Consider the following 16,211-nt stretch of genomic DNA (forward strand, 5'->3'; position numbering starts at 1 on the left):
CGGCGGGCGAGGCCGCGCGCGCGGCGCCGCCGCGGCCGGCGGGGCCGGGGCTTCTGGTGATCGCCAAGGCGAACGATACGCTGCGCGGCCTGTATGACCGGGTCTATCGCGGGCTGCAGGCGCCGCCGTTCGAGGTCGTGGCGGCGATGAATCCCCGCGACATAAGCCTCGGCGACGTGGTCGTGTTTCCCGCGCCGCCCGGCGGCTGGAAGCGGTTGACCGGCCTGACGCGCTGAGGCGCGAGGCCATCAGGTCAAGTCAGCTCAGGTCGTAGCTGAAGCGCCCTTCCGGCGTGACGCCGATCGCGATGTCGTTGATCGGCGTGCCCTCCGCCATCCGGCCCAGCGCCTCGGCGGAGAGTTCGGGCAGGAGGGTGCGGGAGAGGATGTTCTCGATATTGCGGGCACCGGAGCTGCTTTCGGTGCAGCGCGCGGCGATCGTGTCCACGAGGTCGGGCGTGTAGCTGAAGCCCGCGCCATAGGCCGATTTCACGCGCTGCCGGATGCCGCCGAGCTGCAGTTCGACGATCTGGCGGATCACCGCGTCCGACAGCGGGAAATACGGCACCAGCGTCACGCGGCCGAGGAAGGCGGGCTTGAAATACTTCATCAGCTCCGGCCGCAGCGCATCCGCGAGGCCGGTCGCGTCCGGCGCGGCGGCGGGATCGGCGAACAGGCGGGTGATGAGGTCTGTCCCGGCATTCGACGTCATGATCAGCACGGTGTTCTTGAAGTCGATGTCGCGGCCCTCGCCGTCCTTCATCATCCCCTTGTCGAACACCTGGAAGAAGATGTCCTGCACGCCGGGATGCGCCTTTTCCATCTCGTCGAGCAGCACCACGGAATAGGGGCGCCGGCGTACCGCCTCGGTCAGGATGCCGCCTTCGCCATAGCCGACATAGCCTGGCGGGCTGCCCATCAGCAGGCTGACCTTATGCTCCTCCTTGAACTCGGTCATGTTGATGACGGTGAGATTCTGTTCGCCGCCGTACAGCAGGTCCGCGAGCGTGAGCGCGGTTTCCGTCTTGCCGGTGCCGGAGGTGCCGACCATCAGGAACACGCCGATCGGCTTGCGCGGATCGGTCAGCCCGGCGCGCGAGGTGCGGATCGCCTGCGCGACGGCCTCCAGCGCGTGGCTCTGGCCGACGATGCGCTTTTCCATGGCGTCCCGCAGATGGAGCACCGTGCGGATCTCGTCGGTCTGCATGCGTCCGGCGGGGATGCCGGTCCAGCCCTGCACGATCTCGGCAACCGCCTGGGTGTCGACGACCGGGAAAATCAGCGGCTGCTCGCCCTGCACGCGGCGCAGCTCGTCGGATGCCTCCGCGAGACGACGACGCAGGTCGTCCTTGTCGCCCGCCTCGTCCGGGTTCTCGATCGCGGTGCGGGCGGCGGCGATGTCGTCGGCGAGCTTGCGTTCCGTCTCCCATCGCGCCTGCAGCGCCGCGAGCTCCTCGGCCGCCGTGGCGCGTTCGGCGACAAGCTCCGCCAGTCGCGCGGCGTGGTCGATGCCGGCGGCGCTTTCCCGCTCCAGGATGCCCGTTTCGGTATCGATCAGGGCGATCCGCCGCTGCCGGTCCTCGATCGGTGCCGGCACCGCCGACTGGCTCATCGCCACGCGTGCGCAGGCGGTGTCGATCAGCGAGACCGCCTTGTCCGGCAGCTGACGGCTCGGGATATAGCGGGCGGACAGGCGCACCGCCGCCTCCACCGCCTCGTCGAGGATGCGCACGCCGTGATGGCGTTCCAGCGTCGCGACCATGCCACGCACCATCGCCACCGCGACCGGCTCGGCCGGCTCCTCCACCTTGACGACCTGAAAGCGGCGGGTGAGGGCGGCGTCCTTTTCGAAATACTTCTTGTATTCGGCCCAGGTCGTGGCGGCGACGGTGCGCAGTTCGCCGCGCGCCAGCGCCGGCTTGAGCAGGTTGGCGGCGTCGCCCTGTCCCGCCGCGCCCCCCGCGCCGATCAGCGTGTGCGCCTCGTCGATGAACAGGATGATCGGCGCCGGGCTCGCCTTCACCGCCTCGATCACCGATTTCAGCCGGTTTTCGAACTCGCCCTTCACCCCCGCGCCGGCTTGCAGCAGACCGAGATCGAGCGTGCGCAGAACAACGTTGCGCAGCGCGGGTGGCACGTCGCCGGCGGCGATGCGCGCGGCGAAACCCTCGACCACCGCTGTCTTGCCGACACCCGCCTCGCCGGTGAGGATCGGGTTGTTCTGCCGCCGCCGCGTCAGGATATCGATCATCTGCCGGATTTCGCTGTCGCGCCCGAGGATCGGGTCGATGCGCCCGGCCCGCGCCTGCGCCGTCAGGTCCTGCGTGTATTGATCGAGCGGCCCGCCGCCGCCCGCGGGCACGCTCCCCGCTGCCCGTCCGTCGGAGGGGGTGCGCGCGGCGGTGGCAGCGGGCGGGTCCGCGTCGCCGGACGACGCCTCGGCGGTGTCGGCCGTGATGACGCGCAGGTCGCGCCGCAGCGCGTCGACCGGTATGGAGGCAAGCAACGCCGAGGCGTCGCGCGCGCGCCGCGCCAGCGTGTCGTCGGCGAGCAGCGCCCACAGCAGATGGCCGGTCGGGGTGCGCGCGAGCCCGTGCTCCACCGACGCGAGCAGCCACGCCTGCTTGGCGAGTTCCACCACTTCGGGCGAGAGCGACGGCGCCCGCGCGTTGCCCGTCCGCATGCGGTCGAGCGCCCGGTTGAGGTCGGCGGCAAGCTGCCCCGGATCGATCGCGTAATGCGCCAGGACCGCGGCGAAGTCGCTGCCGGTTTCTTCGGTGAGGCGCAGCAGCCAGTGCTCGATCTCGACATTGTAATGGCTGCGCGACAGCGTCAGCCCCGCCGCCGCTTCCAGGGTGCGGCGCGCGACGTCATCGAGCCGCCCGATCAGCAGCTTCAGGTCCAGAGCGGCCATGCGGTGCCTCGCTTGTGCGCCGTATGCCGCGATGGGCGGCCACGTGCCGGTTGGTGCGTGCGGACAGGCTAGGAGAGGGTCCGGCGGGCGGCAAGGTGGACGCTTTCCGCCGGCGGACTGAGGCAGATCAAGGTGCCGCGGCCCCCGCGGTGATCCGTTGTCATGTCCGGCGGCGATGTTCGGCGAGGCCGACCGGCCGAAGGATCAGTGGAGTGGGCGTATCCATGCGGATGACCAGCGCGGCGGCGGGCGAGAGTCGGCGAGAGCCGTGCGCGTACTGCCAGGCGCGGCCCCATAGCCTGTGCAGCGCCGTCCCCGACGACGCGCTGTCGATGCTCGCCACGCTCGCCGTGGTGCGCGACTACGCGAAGGGGCAGGTGTTCATCGAACAGGGCGCGGCGGCCGAGGATTTCTTCAACGTCACCAGCGGCACGGTCAAGCTCTACAAGCTGCTGCCCGACGGACGCCAGCAGATCACCGGCTTCGCGGGCACCGGGCATTTCCTCGGCCTTGCCGTCACCGATACCTACACGTTCAGCGTCCAGGCCATCGAGCCGGTGCGTGCCTGCCGCTTCTCGCGGTCGCGGCTGCGCCGGCTGATGGATGATTGTCCGCAGGTGGAGGAGCGGCTGCTGCGGACGGCGTGCCAGGAATTGATCGCGGCGCAGGAGCAGATCCTGCTGCTCGGCCGCAAAAGCGCGCAGGAACGTCTCGCGACGTTCCTGCTGGGCTGGAGCCGTCAGGCCGACCCGCGCGCCCCGCCGGCCGAGCGGGTACGTCTGCCGATGACGCGCGGAGACATCGCCGATCATCTCGGTCTGACCATCGAGACGGTCAGCCGCACCTTCAGCCGCTTCCGCGCCGACGGGCGTATCCGCACGCCGAGCAGTCATGAGGTCGTCATCACCGACCGCCCCTATCTGGAGCGGCTTGCGGCCGGCGCGGTATGAGAGGTGGCGTCAGGCGGCGAAGCTGCGTTCCTTGTGCCGGATGTCGATCTCGCTTCCGCGCAGCATGAAGCGCCAGTACAGCATCGGCAGGAACTTCGTCTTGAGCAGCCACGCGCTGCGGCGCGGCACGCGGGGATCGAGGGGGAAGCTCGGCATCACCTTGCCGCCGTAGCCGAACTCCGCGAGCACGACCTCGCCATAGCCGGTCGTCAGCGGGCAGGAGCCGTATCCGTCATAGGCCGATGCGGGATCGCGCCGGTCCGCCGCCGCGAGCAGGTTGCGCACCACCACCGGCGCCTGCAGCCGCACGGCCGCCGCCGTCTTGGTGTTCGTCGTGCCCGCTGCGTCGCCGAGGGCGAAGACGTTGTCAAAGCGCGTGTGGCGCAGCGTCGCGGCATCGACCTCCACCCAGCCGCCGGGATTGGCGAGCGGGCTGCGCTTGATGAAGTCGGGCGCGCTTTGCGGCGGCGTGACATGCAGCATGTCGAAATCGCGCACCACCTCCGTCGTGCTGCCGTCGGCCCCGGTCGTGGCGAAGATCGCCTTGCGCGCCGGACCGTCCACGGCCTTCAGGTTCCACTTGTAATTGACCGCGATGCCGTAGCGGTCGACCGTCTTCTGTAGCGGCGGCACGAAGAAGGGCACGCCGAACAGCACGTCGCCGGCGAGGCAGAACTCGATCTTCGTGTCCTTGAGCCGCCCGTGGCCGCGCAGGTGGTCGGCGGTGAGATACATGATCTTCTGCGGCGCGCCGGCGCATTTGATCGGCATCGGCGGCTGCGTGAACAGCGCGGTGCCGCCACGCAGCGCCTGGACGCACTGCCACGTGTATTCGACCGACTCAGCCGAATAGTTGCTGCACACGCCGTTCTTGCCGAGCGCCTCGCGCAGGCCGGCGACCTTGTCCCAGTCGAGCTGCAGTCCCGGGCACACGACGAGGAACCGGTAGCCGACATGCCGCCCGTCGGCGAGTTCGACCGCGTTCGCCTCGGGTTGGAACGCGGCGGCGGCGGCGCGCAGCCAGGTCACGCCGGGGGGGATCAGGCTCGATTCCTGGCGGATCGTCTGGCGCAGGGTGAACACGCCCGCCCCGACCAACGTCCAGCCGGGCTGATAGGCATGCGTCTCGGACGGTTCGATGATCGCGACCGACAGCGCCGGGCGGTGGCGGCGCAGTTCCGCGGCGGTGGTGATGCCGGCGGCACCGCCGCCGACGATGACGACGTCATAGCTGGGGCGCTCGCCCGCAGGAACCTGATCCGGGCCGCGCGTCTGGCTGGGCGTTTCCAATTTTCTTCTCCCCGTGTCTGTTGCCTTGTCCCCGGTCAATACTTGCAAATCGCAACTTAGAAAGATAGCTTAATCGACGATCTCGGCCGTCGCGCGCGGCCGGGCGGCAGGAGGTGTCATGAAGGCGATCCCGCTCACGGACCGGTTGAGCGTCTCCGGGCAGCTCGAGGCCGCGGATTTCCCGGCGCTCGCCGCCGCGGGCGTGCGCCGCGTCATCAACAACCGTCCCGACGGCGAGGCGCCCGGGCAGCTGACCGCGGCCGCGGCGGCGGGCCACGCGGCCGCGTGCGGGCTGGAGTATATCCACATCCCGGTCGCGTTTCCCGCCGTCCGCGCCGAGGACGTCGACGCCTTCCGCGACGCCGTGCTGTCCGCCGACGGGCCGGTGCATGCGCATTGCCGCTCCGGCACGCGCTCGGCCAATCTCTGGTTCATCGGCGAGGTGCTGGCCGGCGACATGACCCGCGCCGAAGTGGGCGCGGCCGGCGCGCGCAGCGGCATCGGCGTCACCGACGCGCTGTCCTGGCTGGATCGTCACGCCGCCGCGCCGGACGCGCGTTGATGCCCGATCCGCGCGACGGCGTGTCCGTGGCCATCGATCCGCCGGCCGCGTCGCCTCCGCTGCTGCATGACCCTGCGCCAGGCTTTCGCGCCCGCACGACGATGGGCGAGCGGGCGCTGACGGATTATCGGGGGCGCTGGCTGCTGCTGTTCTCCCACCCGGCCGACTTCACGCCCGTCTGCACCAGCGAGTTCGTGGCGTTCGCGCGCGCGGCGGAGGAGTTCGAGGCGCTCGGCTGCGCGCTGCTGGCGCTGTCGGTGGACAGCCTGTTCTCCCATCTCGCCTGGGTGCGCTGCATCCGCGATCATTTCGGCGTGACCATCCCGTTCCCGATCATCGAGGACCCGTCGATGGCGATCGCGCGGGCGTATGGCATGATCGCGCCGCGCGCCCCGAACTCGGCGATGGTGCGCGCTGTGTTCGTGATCGATCCGGCGGGCATCATCCGCGCGATCACCTGGTATCCGATGACGACCGGCCGCAACGTCGACGAACTGCTGCGGCTTGTTGCCGCGTTGCAGACGACGGATGCGAGCGGCGTCTCCACGCCCGAGGGCTGGCGGCCGGGCGAGGACGTGATCCTGCCCGCGCCGCTCACCGTCGAGGAGATGGACCGGCGCGGCGCCGAACGGTCCGACTGGTATTACCGCACCGCCAGCCTCGCCGCCGCGCGCGCCGGGGACCGGCGCCCATGACGGCGGCCGATCCGATCGACGTGGACGCGGCGGTGCCCCGGCTGCGCACGCTGGCCAATCCCGCGCGGTTGCGCATCGCGCTGCGCCTGCTGCAGGGCGAGGTGTCGGTCGCGACGATCGAGACGAGCCTGGGGCTGCGCCAGCCCAACCTGTCACAGCATCTGGGCGACCTGCGTGAGGCCGGGCTGGTCACCGCGCGCCGCGAGTCGCGCACCGTCTTCTACAGCCTGGCCGACGCCGGGGCGCAGCGCCTGGTGGCGTCGATCGCGGCTGGTTTCGGCGCGTCCGCGCCCCAACGGTCACCGCATCCGGCGCTTGATCCGGCGTTCGATCCGGTGCCGGACACGCCGCTCGGCGCGTCCGCGTCCGGTGGAGCCGCCGGGCCGGTAGAGGCCGCCGTCTTTGCCGTCATCGAGGGCGGCGACCCGTGATCCGCGCCGCCCCAAGCCGGCGTTTGCGCTAGGAGCTTCGTTCGTGGACGTCATGCATTCCCTGCTCGCGGTGCTGTCTGGCGGGCTGGTGGGCTTCACCCTCGGCCTGATCGGCGGCGGCGGCTCGATCCTCGCGACGCCGCTGCTGCTGTACGTGGTCGGGCTGCAGCCGCACGAGGCGATCGGCACCGGCGCGCTCGCGGTCTCGGTCAACGCCTTCGCCAATTTCGGCGGTCATGCGCGCGCCGGCAACGTGCGCTGGCGCAGCGCGGTGCTGTTCGCCGTCGTGGGCGTGGCGGGTGCCGCGATCGGGTCCTATCTGGGGAAAAGCTTCGACGGCCACCGGCTGCTGTTCCTGTTCGCCATCCTGATGATCGTGGTCGGCGTCCTGATGCTCCGCCGGGCGCGCGCCGCGCCGGTGCGCAACGCGCAGGGCACGGCAGAGGCGGACGAGACATCGGCGCGCAACCTCGTCCTGGTGGTGCTGACGGCGCTGGCCGTGGGGGCGCTGTCTGGTTTCTTCGGCATAGGCGGCGGCTTCCTGATCGTGCCGGGGCTGCTGTTTTCGACCGGCATGCCGATGATCTTCGCGGTCGGGTCGTCGCTGCTGGCGGTCGGCAGCTTCGGGCTGACCACCGCCGTGACCTATGCCCTGTCCGGGCAGGTCGCGTGGCTGATCGCCGGCGAGTACATCGCGGGTGGGCTGGCCGGCGGCGTACTCGGGATGATGCTGGCGGTGCGTCTCGCGGGCAGCAAGGCGCTGCTGACGCAGATCTTCGCGGGCATCGTCTTCATCGTCGCCTTCTATATGCTGTACCGCAACGCGGTGGTGATGGGTCTGATCTGACGCCGCGCCGCCACGCCTGTCTTGCTGCCGATCGGTTGACCGGCGGCCCACAACGCGGCCTCAGGCCGCCACGCAGGGGAGCGAACTGGGATGACACAACACGGTGGACCGATGCCGGCACGTCGCACGGCGCTGATGCAGGCAGGCCTCGCCGTCGCCGCCGGCGCGGTGGGGATCGCGGGCGGTCGTGCCGCTGCGGCGGAGGCGTCGCTGCTGCCGCAGGGAGCGGCCACGCTGCAAGGGCTCGTCGACCGTCTGGCCAAGGCGCCGCGGCGGCGCGATTACAAGACGGTGCCGATGATCCTCGACAACCAGGATTTCTGGGACCACGCGGCGCTGACGGAGGTGATGTCCTATCGCGGCGGCCCGCGGCAGGTGTGGGACAACACCGACATCGCCGGACCGTGGCTCAATCTGATGCGCAACTCGCTCAATGCGCAGGTCTGGTCGTTCCGTCATCCGGACTTCCTCGTGGTCTCGGCGACGCATGGCAGTGCGCATCTGGCGCTGTACGATCAGGCGATGTGGGACAAGTATGGCTTCGCGAAGCTGACGAAGGACAAGTTCAAGACCAACACGCTGATCGAGGAGCAGAAGGCCGGTGCCGCCGATCCGGCGAAGTACCAGGACCCGGAGGGCGCGTTCTCCCCGCACGACAACTCCATCCCGGCGCTGCAGCGGCGCGGCGTGGTGTTTCTCGCGTGCCATAACGCCATCTGGGAGGTCTCGGAGAAACTGATCAAGACGGGCGCCAATCCCGACAAGCTCTCGCACGAGGCGCTGGCGGCCGAGCTGACCAATCACCTGATCCCGCAGGCCGTCCTCACGCCCGGCGTCGTCGCAACGATCCCGGAGCTGCAGGGCGCCGGGTTTCATTACGCCTACGCGATATGAGGTCTGTCATGACGCGGCGGGGCGTGGGGATGCGCGACATGACGCGGCGGCGGGCCGGACGCCTGCGCGGGCTTGCGGCGCTGCTCGCGCTGGCGCTGCCGCTCGCGTTGCCGGCGATGGCGCAGCCGCCCGAGGATGTGTTTCCACCCTGGCAGAACGGCGCGAACAACGACGCGACCCCGCGCGGCCTGTCGTTCACCGTGCCCGAGGTGGACGTGCTCGCGGATTTCCACGGCGATCCCATCGATCCGAAGCTCGCGCTTTTTGTCGGGGGTAATTACTACTTCGCCATGGCGCCGCTGGTCGCGGCGTTCGAGAAGGCCAATCCCGCCTATCGCGGCCACATCTACTGGGAGACGATCCCGCCGGGCCTGCTCGTGCAGCAGATCAAGGCGGGCGGCACGGTCACGTGCGGCAACATGACGTGGACGGTGAAGGCGGACGCCTATTTCGCCGGCTTCGCCAAGATCAAGCAGCTGATCGCCGACGGCGTCCTGGACGGCCCGGCCGTTCCGTACGTGACGAACACGCTGACCATCATGGTGCCGAAGGGCAATCCGGGGCATGTCACCGGCCTCGCCGATCTCGGCAAGCCCGGCATCCGGCTCGTCATGCCCAATCCTGCCTACGAGGGCATCGCCCGGCAGATCAAGGCGTCGCTCGTCAAGGCCGGCGGCGACGCGCTGGCGGAGGCCGTGTACGCGACCAAGGTGCACGACGGCACCACCATCCTGACGCACATCCATCACCGGCAGACGCCGCTGTTCCTGATGCAGGGCCGCGGCGATGCCGGTGTTACCTGGCAGTCCGAGGCGATGTTCCAGGAACAGGCCGGCCATCCGATCACGCATGTCGAGATCCCGGCGTCGCAGAACAGCACCGCGATCTATGCCGGCGCCGTGGTCAAGGGCGCGATGCATCCGGACGCGGCGCGGGCGTGGCTGGCCTTCATCCATTCGGACACCGCGCTGACGATCTTCGAACGCTACGGCTTCAAGCCCTACAAACAGGCCGAGTGACGGGACGGGGGGACAGTCAATGGCAACGGTTGCTTCGAGTCGCATCGGCACGCTGATCGACACGGCGACGCCGGGTGAGCGGAACTGGCGCATCGCGGCGATCGCGATGCTGTCCGTGCGCTGCATCCAGGGGTTCATCTACTGGGGCGGCGGATCGCGCCGGTTCATCTACGCGCCGTCCAAGCTCGACTGGACGCAGCCGACCTGGATGGCGAACAAGTTCCAGAGCGCGATGCCCGGCGCGCTGCTCGGCCTCGACCACGTGATCTCGTACATGCTTCAGCATTTCTGGCTGTTGTATGCGGGCGTGATCCTGTTCAGCGCGGCGGAGCTCGTGGTGGGCGCGGCGCTGATCGCCGGGCTGTTCACCCGCGCCGCGGCGCTGCTGTCGATGATCTTCTCCGTGCTGCTCATGCTGATGTTCGGCTGGCAGGGTGCGACCTGCATCGACGAATGGACGATGGCGGCGTGCAACCTCGCCATGGGTGCCACGCTGATGCTGGCCGGCAGCGGCGCCTATTCGCTCGACAACCTGCTGCTGCGCAACGACGCGCGGCTCGGCCTGCGTCCCTGGTTCCGCTGGGCGGGCGGCAGCCTGCCGCTGCCGATGCGCGACGAGGCGTTCCGCGTGCTCGGGCTTGTCGTGCTGGCCGGCGTGCTCGCCTTCGATGTGGCCACCTACAGCTACTACCGCGGCTCGGTCGTGACGCCGTTCCACGGCGGCCCGGTCAGCCCGACGAAGCACCACTTCACCATCACGCAGGGCGCGGTCCTGCCCGACGGCAGCGTGCGCTTCCATATCTACCTCGACGGCGGCACGCCGGAGGCGCCGGCGCACGTGATGAAGGCCGAGGTGATGGGGACCGACGGCGCGGCGGTCGCGACGTGGGACACCGCGACGCTCACGCATCTGCCGGCCGCCGCGATCCGCAACGACTACGCGTACAACAAGTTCAAGGCGGGTCCGTACGGGTTGGTCGCCGCGATGGGCGCCAAGGCGACCGTCACGCTCCCGCCCGCCACGGGCGGCCATGCGGCGGCCGGGCAGACGCTGCGGCTGACCGATGTCAACGGCCGCAGCTTCACCGCCGTTCTGGCGGCGGGCGCGGAATAGTCGGCGACGCCGTTCAGCCGCGCACGGCGGCGACCGCCAGCAGATAGGCGGCGCCGCTGAGCGCGGTGATCCAGAAGCTGCTCGGCCAGTCGGTGACATAGGCAACGGCGATGCCGACCCATGCCTCCGCGAGCGCCAGGGCGGCGGCCAGCAACAGGCCGCGCCCGACGCTGCCGGTCACGCGCAGTGCCGCGGCGGCCGGTCCGACCATCAGGGTGAACACCAGCAGCACGCCCACGATCTGCGCGCACGCGGCCGTCGCCAGCGCCACGACGGCGAGGAAGATCATGCCGAAGCCGCGCACCGGCACGCCGCGTGCCTCCGCCAGTTCCGGCTGGAGGCTGGCGAACAGCAGCGGGCGCATGATCACGCCGAGCGCGCCGAGGCAGAGGATGCCGACCGCGAGCAGCGTCCACACCGTCGCCGCGTCCACCGCCAGCACGTTGCCGAACAGCAGCGCCGTCGCCTGCGTCGCGAAGGCCGTGTAGAAATGCAGGAACAGCAGCCCGAAGCCGAGCGACAGCGACAGCACGATGCCGATCGCCACGTCGCGATGCGCCAGCCGCTCGCCCAGCATCCCCATCGCGACGCCTGCCGCGACCGTCATGCCCATCATGCCGGCGAGCGGCGACAGGCCGACCAGCACGGCGCCGGTGGCCCCGGTGAAGCCGACATGCGACAGCGCGTGCCCGGCGAAGGTCTGGCCGCGCAGCACCATGAAGTAACCGACGACGCCCGCGAGCACCGCGACGATGCCCGCGGCGGCGAAGGCGTTCTGCATGAAGTCATACGCGAACATCGTCGGACGCTCCCGCATGGTGGCTGCAATGCGCGACCTCCTGGCGCCCGGCCATGACGAAGATGCGGCCATGCAGCCGCACCACGTCGATCTCCGCGCCGTAGAGGCGTGACAGCACCGGGCCGGTGATGACCTCGTCCACCGTGCCGAGCGCCGCGCGGCCGCCGCCGAGATAGAGCACCCGGTCGAGCACCCCGAGCAGCGGGTTGAGCTCGTGCGCGCTGAACAGCACGGTGATGCCGAGCGACAGTTGCACATGCCGCACCAGCGCGATCACGTCGTGCTGGTGGTGCGGATCGAGGCTGATCAGCGGCTCGTCCAGCAGCAGCAGCCGCGGCCGCCCGACCAGCGCCTGCGCCAGCAGGACGCGCTGACGCTCGCCCCCCGACATCTCGGCCATCGGCCGTCGCGCGAGCGCGCGCGCGTCCACCAGCCCGAGCACGCGGTCCACCTCGGCGCGGGTCGCGTGGCCGGCAGACGGCAGGCCGAGGCGCTCGCCCCGGACCGTGGCGGCGACCATCTGCTGTCCGGTGAGGCGCGTGGTGGGAAGAGCCACGCGCGACTGCGGCATGTAGCCGACGGCGGGGTTGCCGCGCGCGGCGGCGCGACCCAGCACCTGCACCGTCCCGCGCTCGGGCTGCACGAGGCCGAGGATGGTGCGCATCAGCGTGGTCTTGCCGGCGCCGTTGGGGCCGAGCACGCCGACGAACTCGCAGGCGCCGATCGCCAGCGTCACCGCGTCGAGCACCGGCCGCCCGCCGAGGCGCAGGGTGACGTCGCGCAGCGCGACCGCGGGCGTGCCGGGCGCGTCCATCATCCGGGCCGCCGCGCCCGCCCGTTCGTCATCGCGACCGCAGCGCCCGGTCCACGCGGTCGAGCCCGTCCAGCATCCAGCGCTGATAAGTCATGCCCGCGGGCTCGGTCTCCGTGGCGCCGACCACCGGCACATGCGCCGCCCCAGCGATGTGCATCATGCGGGTCGCGATCGGGTCGGTCGCCTGGCTGTTGTAGAGCAGCAGGCGCACGCGGTGCTGACGCAGATCGTCCTCGAACGCCGCGACGTCGCGGGCGCTTGGTTCGGTGTTGTTCATCACCGCGAGCTGGAACGCCATGTTGCGCACCTGAAGGCCGAGGGCTGCGAACATATAGCCATAGACGGGTTCGGTCGCGGTGACGGCGTCGCCCTGACAGGTCGCGCGCAGCGCCGCGATGCGGGCGGCGATCGGGGCCATCGACGCCTCGAACGCGGCCAGCCGCCGGCTATAGCCGTCCGCATGTCCCGGATCGGCCGTCGTCAGCGCCGCCGCGAGCGCCCGCGCATAGGCCTGCATGGTGGCCTGATCGTACCAGACATGCGGGTTGTCGCCGTCGTGATGGCCGCCGAGCGCCGCGACGACCAGGGTCACGCGCTTCGCCGCCCCGGCCCCGCCGTGCGTGGCGGCCAGCAGCTTGGCCATCCAGGGGTCATAGTCGATGCCGCTGTAGATCACGATCCGGGCCTTGGACAGGGCGCGCCCGACCGAGGGGCTGGCCTCGAACAGATGCGGGTCCTGATCGGGGTTGCTCAGGATACTCGTCACGTGCACGGCGTCGCCGCCGATCTGCGCGGCGACGTCGCCGTACATGTTTTCGGCCGCGACGATCGCGACCGGCTCCGTCCCGGCCGCGCGCGCGCCGCCGGCAAGGCCGGGCAGCAACGTCGCCAGCAGCGCCGCGCCAAGCGGCAGCAGCAGCCGGCGATACAGGCATGTCGGATTGATCGGCACGCTCGTCCCTCCGCTCATGCTGCGGGGTGTCGCCCCGCAGCGGCGAAGGAAGCGTTATATTATAACATACCCTGTGTCGAGGGCGCCGGCCGTGCTCAGAGCAGGGATGCGGCGGCCCCACTCCAGACGGCGGCGCAGGCCAGCGTGCCGAGGGCGCCGATCAGGCCGGCGACCAGGACCAGCCACCGCTGCCGCGTCACCACCGCGATGGAGGCCAGCACGATGGCGATCTGGACGGCGCCGACCACCACCTCCAGCGCGTGATAGCGGTGGAAGGTCGCGTCGCGCGCGGCGGTGAGTTGCTCGGCCTGCGCGCGCAGCTGCTTCGCGCCCTGCGTCGCCGGATCGTCGGCGAGGCGTTGCGCCGTCTTGCGGGCGGCCGCGACGCGGGCCGGATCGGCGCCCGGCAGGGATTGCAGGATATCGGCCTCGGCGGCGGCAAGATTCGAGCGGAGAAGCTTGGCCTGATAAAAGGCCCAGTTGTCGCTCAGCGCGATGTGGCGCGTCAGATAGTCGTTCTGCGCGCTCTTCTCGCCCATTTCGGCGATCGCGAGCAGGGCGGCGAGGGCTGCGATCAGGACGGCGACGCGACGGGCGAAGCGGTCGGACGGCGCGGCATGGTGCGCGTGCTCGATCCCCTCGCGGGCGTGGTCGAGACTGTCCGACATGCCGGGATCAGGCGACCCGGGCGCGCGGCCCGAGCTTGGCGTCGACCGGCATTTCCACGCCGATCTCGAGGGTGGAGACCGTGCTGCCGCGATCGAGCTTCACCTGCACCCGGTCGCGCTCGATCGGGAAGTGCTTGGCGATCACCGCGAGAATTTCCTCGCGCAGCAGGGCGACGACGTCGCCGCCCTCGCCCGAGGTCGCCACACGCTCGTGGGCGAGCAGGATCTGCAATCGCTCGCGCGCGACCGGCGCGGTGCCGCGCCGGACGAAGAAGCTGAAGATACTCATGCGCTTTGCTCCCGCTCAGGCGACGCGTCGGCCGAACAGGCGATCGACGAAGCCGCGCCGTTCGGTCGGCACCACCATGTCCAGCGTCTCGCCGCGCAGACGCCGCACCGCATCGGCATAGGCGCGGGCGGGCGCGCTGTCGGGCGCGTTGAGGGTCACCGGCGCGCCGAGATTGGACGCGCGCAGCACTTCCTGGCTTTCCGGGATGATGCCGAGCAGCGGGATCGACAGGATCTCCAGCACGTCCTCGGTCTTCAGCATGTCGCCGCGCGCCGCCCGGACCGGGTCGTAGCGCGTCAGCAGCAGGTGCTTTTCCACCCGCTCGCCCTTGGCCGCGCGTTCGGTCTTGCTGTCGAGCAGGCCGATGATGCGGTCGGAGTCGCGCACCGAGGAGACTTCCGGGTTGGTCACGATGATCGCCGTGTCGGCATGGTGCATCGCGAGCGCCGCGCCGCGCTCGATGCCGGCGGGACTGTCGCAGATGATCCAGTCGAACTTCTCCCGCAGTTCGGCGATCACCTGGGCCACGCCCTCGGCGGTCAGCGCGTCCTTGTCGCGGGTCTGCGACGCCGGCAGCAGCGCGAGGTTTTCGATCCGCTTGTCGCGTATCAGCGCCTGATGCAGCTTCGCGTCGCCCTGGATGACGTTGATCAGGTCGAACACGACGCGACGCTCGGCGCCCATGATCAGGTCGAGGTTGCGCAGCCCGACATCGAAATCGACCACGACGACCCGCTCGCCGCCCTTGCCGCCGGCACCGCCCGTCTGCGCCAGCGCGGCGCCGATCGCGGCGGTGGTGGTCGTCTTCCCCACCCCGCCCTTGCCGGAAGTCACCACCACGACCCTGGCCATGCCGTCCCCCTGTATCCGTTGTTAGGTCAGCGGCGCGATGGCGAAGCTGCCATGCGCGGTCCCGCCCGTAAGCCACGCCTGCACCGCGCGTCCGCGCAGCGCCGCGTCGATGTCGTCGGCCGTGCGGTACAGCCCGTCGATGGCCAGCAATTCCGCCTCGAGCCGGCGGCAGAAGATGCGGGCGCGCGGGTTGCCCATCGCGCCGGCGACCGCCCGGCCGCGCAGCGTGCCGTAGATGTGGATCGACCCGCCGGCCAGCACCTCGGCCCCCGAGGCGACCGAGCCGAGCACGGTCACGTCGCCGCGCGGGAAGATGATCGACTGCCCCGACCGCACCGGCTCGTCCACGATCAGGGCGGCGTCCTCGGGCGGCAAGCCGGTCGGCTGAGGCGGCGGGGCCGGATCGTCGGGCACGTCATAGGTGCCGCCGTTCCGCCCGCCGCTGAGGCTTGGTCCCCACTGTTCGGCGCCGGGCAGGACGCCGTCATAGCCTTCGGTGTCGATGACCCGCACGCCGCGATCGTGCAGCCAGCCGAGAAGCCCGGCCACGCCCGCCTCGCCGGGCGCGATGCCGGCCAGGTCGAGGATCACCGGGCGGCCCTGGAAGAACGAGGGCGAGCGCGCCAGCTGCGCGTCCAGCTCCTCCAGCCAGGCGACCAGCGGGGATTCGGGCCGCAGCACGAAGGCCATGTAGGACCGGCCGCGGACTCGGAGCTGTGGACGGGGGCGCTGATCGTGGCTCACGCTAGCGACCTAGCCGTTGCCGCCGCCAGGGTCAACGCCGAAAACTCCGGTCGATACAATATGCTGGGGATATCGGGCGGGGCAGACCACAGTATATTGTGGTCACGCGCCGGTAACCATGTCGCCCGGCCGCAACATGCGGTGCCGCGCCCGAGTCTGCGAAGCCCCCCGCGCGCGCCTGCCGCGCCGGCGTCCCGATCAGGCCGCCAGGTGCCGGCGCAGGCGCGCCGCCATCGCGGGGTAGGCGGCGCTGAACCGCGCCACATCCCCGGCCGTCGCGGTCCAGGGCAGCGACACGCGGATCGCCTGTCGCGCGAGCGGCCCGAGCCCCATGGCCGCCAGCACGTGACTGGCCGCGACCTTGCCCGAGCTGCACGC

The 16,211-nt window shown here is 70.6% G+C and carries 18 protein-coding genes and 1 pseudogene; 9 read left to right on the plus strand and 10 right to left on the minus strand.

Going from position 1 to position 16,211, the window contains the following annotated elements:
• Nucleotides 1-236 (plus strand): hypothetical protein (locus tag B8460_RS21730; protein ID WP_048860928.1); only part of this gene is annotated, 236 nt, incomplete at its 5' end.
• Nucleotides 237-258: 22 nt separating this feature from the next.
• Here B8460_RS21730 and tssH read toward each other — a convergent pair.
• Nucleotides 259-2,913, minus strand: a complete 2,655-nt coding sequence (gene tssH / locus B8460_RS07325) for a type VI secretion system ATPase TssH (RefSeq protein WP_048860929.1) — start codon at nucleotides 2,911-2,913, stop codon at nucleotides 259-261.
• Nucleotides 2,914-3,125: 212 nt separating this feature from the next.
• Between tssH and B8460_RS07330 the strand changes: the two genes are divergently transcribed.
• Complete coding sequence (locus B8460_RS07330; protein ID WP_241771137.1) at nucleotides 3,126-3,863, plus strand: Crp/Fnr family transcriptional regulator; 738 nt, start codon at nucleotides 3,126-3,128, stop codon at nucleotides 3,861-3,863.
• Between the two features lie 9 nt (nucleotides 3,864-3,872).
• Here the strand turns inward: B8460_RS07330 and B8460_RS07335 are convergent, their stop codons facing one another.
• A complete protein-coding gene (locus B8460_RS07335) occupies nucleotides 3,873-5,153 on the minus strand; it encodes an NAD(P)/FAD-dependent oxidoreductase (protein ID WP_048860931.1) in 1,281 nt (426 codons plus the stop codon).
• 118 nt (nucleotides 5,154-5,271) lie between these two features.
• Between B8460_RS07335 and B8460_RS07340 the strand changes: the two genes are divergently transcribed.
• The 7 genes from B8460_RS07340 to B8460_RS07370 all read left to right on the plus strand — a co-directional run bounded on the left by B8460_RS07340 (nucleotide 5,272) and on the right by B8460_RS07370 (nucleotide 10,715).
• Entirely contained in the window at nucleotides 5,272-5,715 is a 444-nt protein-coding gene (locus B8460_RS07340; protein WP_048860932.1) for a TIGR01244 family sulfur transferase, read from the plus strand.
• Complete coding sequence (locus B8460_RS07345; RefSeq protein ID WP_048860933.1) at nucleotides 5,715-6,410, plus strand: peroxiredoxin; 696 nt, start codon at nucleotides 5,715-5,717, stop codon at nucleotides 6,408-6,410. The genes B8460_RS07340 and B8460_RS07345 overlap by 1 nt, the downstream gene beginning before the upstream one ends.
• Nucleotides 6,407-6,841: an ArsR/SmtB family transcription factor gene (locus tag B8460_RS07350; protein WP_052945164.1), complete on the plus strand. Its 435-nt coding sequence runs from the start codon at nucleotides 6,407-6,409 to the stop codon at nucleotides 6,839-6,841. The genes B8460_RS07345 and B8460_RS07350 overlap by 4 nt, the downstream gene beginning before the upstream one ends.
• Nucleotides 6,842-6,893: 52 nt before the next feature.
• On the plus strand, nucleotides 6,894-7,688 hold the full coding sequence (locus B8460_RS07355; protein WP_048860934.1) for a sulfite exporter TauE/SafE family protein: 795 nt from the start codon (nucleotides 6,894-6,896) through the stop codon (nucleotides 7,686-7,688).
• Between the two features lie 111 nt (nucleotides 7,689-7,799).
• Nucleotides 7,800-8,582: a thiosulfate dehydrogenase gene (gene tetH / locus B8460_RS23325; RefSeq protein WP_048860935.1), complete on the plus strand. Its 783-nt coding sequence runs from the start codon at nucleotides 7,800-7,802 to the stop codon at nucleotides 8,580-8,582.
• Between the two features lie 8 nt (nucleotides 8,583-8,590).
• The gene (locus tag B8460_RS07365; protein ID WP_307188629.1) at nucleotides 8,591-9,601 is read left to right on the plus strand and encodes a substrate-binding domain-containing protein; all 1,011 of its coding nucleotides are present in this window, start codon (nucleotides 8,591-8,593) and stop codon (nucleotides 9,599-9,601) included.
• 19 nt (nucleotides 9,602-9,620) lie between these two features.
• Nucleotides 9,621-10,715 carry a TQO small subunit DoxD gene (locus B8460_RS07370; protein WP_048860936.1) on the plus strand — a complete coding sequence of 365 codons (1,095 nt, stop codon included), beginning with the start codon at nucleotides 9,621-9,623 and terminating at the stop codon, nucleotides 10,713-10,715.
• A gap of 13 nt (nucleotides 10,716-10,728) precedes the next feature.
• Here the strand turns inward: B8460_RS07370 and B8460_RS07375 are convergent, their stop codons facing one another.
• The 8 genes and pseudogenes from B8460_RS07375 to B8460_RS07410 form a co-directional block, all read right to left on the minus strand.
• Nucleotides 10,729-11,514: a metal ABC transporter permease gene (locus B8460_RS07375; RefSeq protein WP_048860944.1), complete on the minus strand. Its 786-nt coding sequence runs from the start codon at nucleotides 11,512-11,514 to the stop codon at nucleotides 10,729-10,731.
• Nucleotides 11,501-12,328, minus strand: coding sequence for a metal ABC transporter ATP-binding protein (locus tag B8460_RS07380; protein ID WP_048860945.1), 828 nt, complete (start codon nucleotides 12,326-12,328; stop codon nucleotides 11,501-11,503). The genes B8460_RS07375 and B8460_RS07380 overlap by 14 nt, the downstream gene beginning before the upstream one ends.
• Before the next feature lie 28 nt (nucleotides 12,329-12,356).
• Nucleotides 12,357-13,298: a metal ABC transporter solute-binding protein, Zn/Mn family gene (locus tag B8460_RS07385; RefSeq protein WP_052945167.1), complete on the minus strand. Its 942-nt coding sequence runs from the start codon at nucleotides 13,296-13,298 to the stop codon at nucleotides 12,357-12,359.
• Nucleotides 13,299-13,375: 77 nt separating this feature from the next.
• Entirely contained in the window at nucleotides 13,376-13,948 is a 573-nt protein-coding gene (locus tag B8460_RS07390; RefSeq protein ID WP_048860937.1) for a DUF4337 family protein, read from the minus strand.
• A 7-nt stretch (nucleotides 13,949-13,955) separates the two neighbouring features.
• On the minus strand, nucleotides 13,956-14,237 hold the full coding sequence (minE, locus tag B8460_RS07395) for a cell division topological specificity factor MinE (protein ID WP_048860938.1): 282 nt from the start codon (nucleotides 14,235-14,237) through the stop codon (nucleotides 13,956-13,958).
• Nucleotides 14,238-14,252: 15 nt separating this feature from the next.
• Nucleotides 14,253-15,089, minus strand: a complete 837-nt coding sequence (minD, locus tag B8460_RS07400; protein ID WP_048860939.1) for a septum site-determining protein MinD — start codon at nucleotides 15,087-15,089, stop codon at nucleotides 14,253-14,255.
• A 21-nt stretch (nucleotides 15,090-15,110) separates the two neighbouring features.
• Entirely contained in the window at nucleotides 15,111-15,833 is a 723-nt protein-coding gene (minC, locus tag B8460_RS07405) for a septum site-determining protein MinC (protein ID WP_084623310.1), read from the minus strand.
• Nucleotides 15,834-16,031: 198 nt separating this feature from the next.
• A pseudogene (locus B8460_RS07410) lies at nucleotides 16,032-16,211 on the minus strand (cysteine desulfurase); the annotation flags it as partial.

This window comes from Acidisphaera rubrifaciens HS-AP3, from assembly GCF_000964365.1.
Taxonomy (GTDB): domain Bacteria; phylum Pseudomonadota; class Alphaproteobacteria; order Acetobacterales; family Acetobacteraceae; genus Acidisphaera; species Acidisphaera rubrifaciens.

Excerpts from the sequence above, each read along its gene's own strand:
- tssH (WP_048860929.1), bottom strand. The coding sequence starts at position 2,913 with ATGGCCGCTCTGGACCTGAAGCTGCTGATCGGGCGGCTCGATGACGTC.
- B8460_RS07340 (WP_048860932.1), top strand. The coding sequence starts at position 5,272 with ATGAAGGCGATCCCGCTCACGGACCGGTTGAGCGTCTCCGGGCAGCTC.
- B8460_RS07345 (WP_048860933.1), top strand. The coding sequence starts at position 5,715 with ATGCCCGATCCGCGCGACGGCGTGTCCGTGGCCATCGATCCGCCGGCC.
- B8460_RS07350 (WP_052945164.1), top strand. The coding sequence starts at position 6,407 with ATGACGGCGGCCGATCCGATCGACGTGGACGCGGCGGTGCCCCGGCTG.
- B8460_RS07355 (WP_048860934.1), top strand. The coding sequence starts at position 6,894 with ATGCATTCCCTGCTCGCGGTGCTGTCTGGCGGGCTGGTGGGCTTCACC.
- tetH (WP_048860935.1), top strand. The coding sequence starts at position 7,800 with ATGCCGGCACGTCGCACGGCGCTGATGCAGGCAGGCCTCGCCGTCGCC.
- B8460_RS07365 (WP_307188629.1), top strand. The coding sequence starts at position 8,591 with ATGACGCGGCGGGGCGTGGGGATGCGCGACATGACGCGGCGGCGGGCC.
- B8460_RS07370 (WP_048860936.1), top strand. The coding sequence starts at position 9,621 with ATGGCAACGGTTGCTTCGAGTCGCATCGGCACGCTGATCGACACGGCG.
- B8460_RS07375 (WP_048860944.1), bottom strand. The coding sequence starts at position 11,514 with ATGTTCGCGTATGACTTCATGCAGAACGCCTTCGCCGCCGCGGGCATC.
- B8460_RS07380 (WP_048860945.1), bottom strand. The coding sequence starts at position 12,328 with ATGGACGCGCCCGGCACGCCCGCGGTCGCGCTGCGCGACGTCACCCTG.
- B8460_RS07385 (WP_052945167.1), bottom strand. The coding sequence starts at position 13,298 with ATGAGCGGAGGGACGAGCGTGCCGATCAATCCGACATGCCTGTATCGC.
- B8460_RS07390 (WP_048860937.1), bottom strand. The coding sequence starts at position 13,948 with ATGTCGGACAGTCTCGACCACGCCCGCGAGGGGATCGAGCACGCGCAC.
- minE (WP_048860938.1), bottom strand. The coding sequence starts at position 14,237 with ATGAGTATCTTCAGCTTCTTCGTCCGGCGCGGCACCGCGCCGGTCGCG.
- minD (WP_048860939.1), bottom strand. The coding sequence starts at position 15,089 with ATGGCCAGGGTCGTGGTGGTGACTTCCGGCAAGGGCGGGGTGGGGAAG.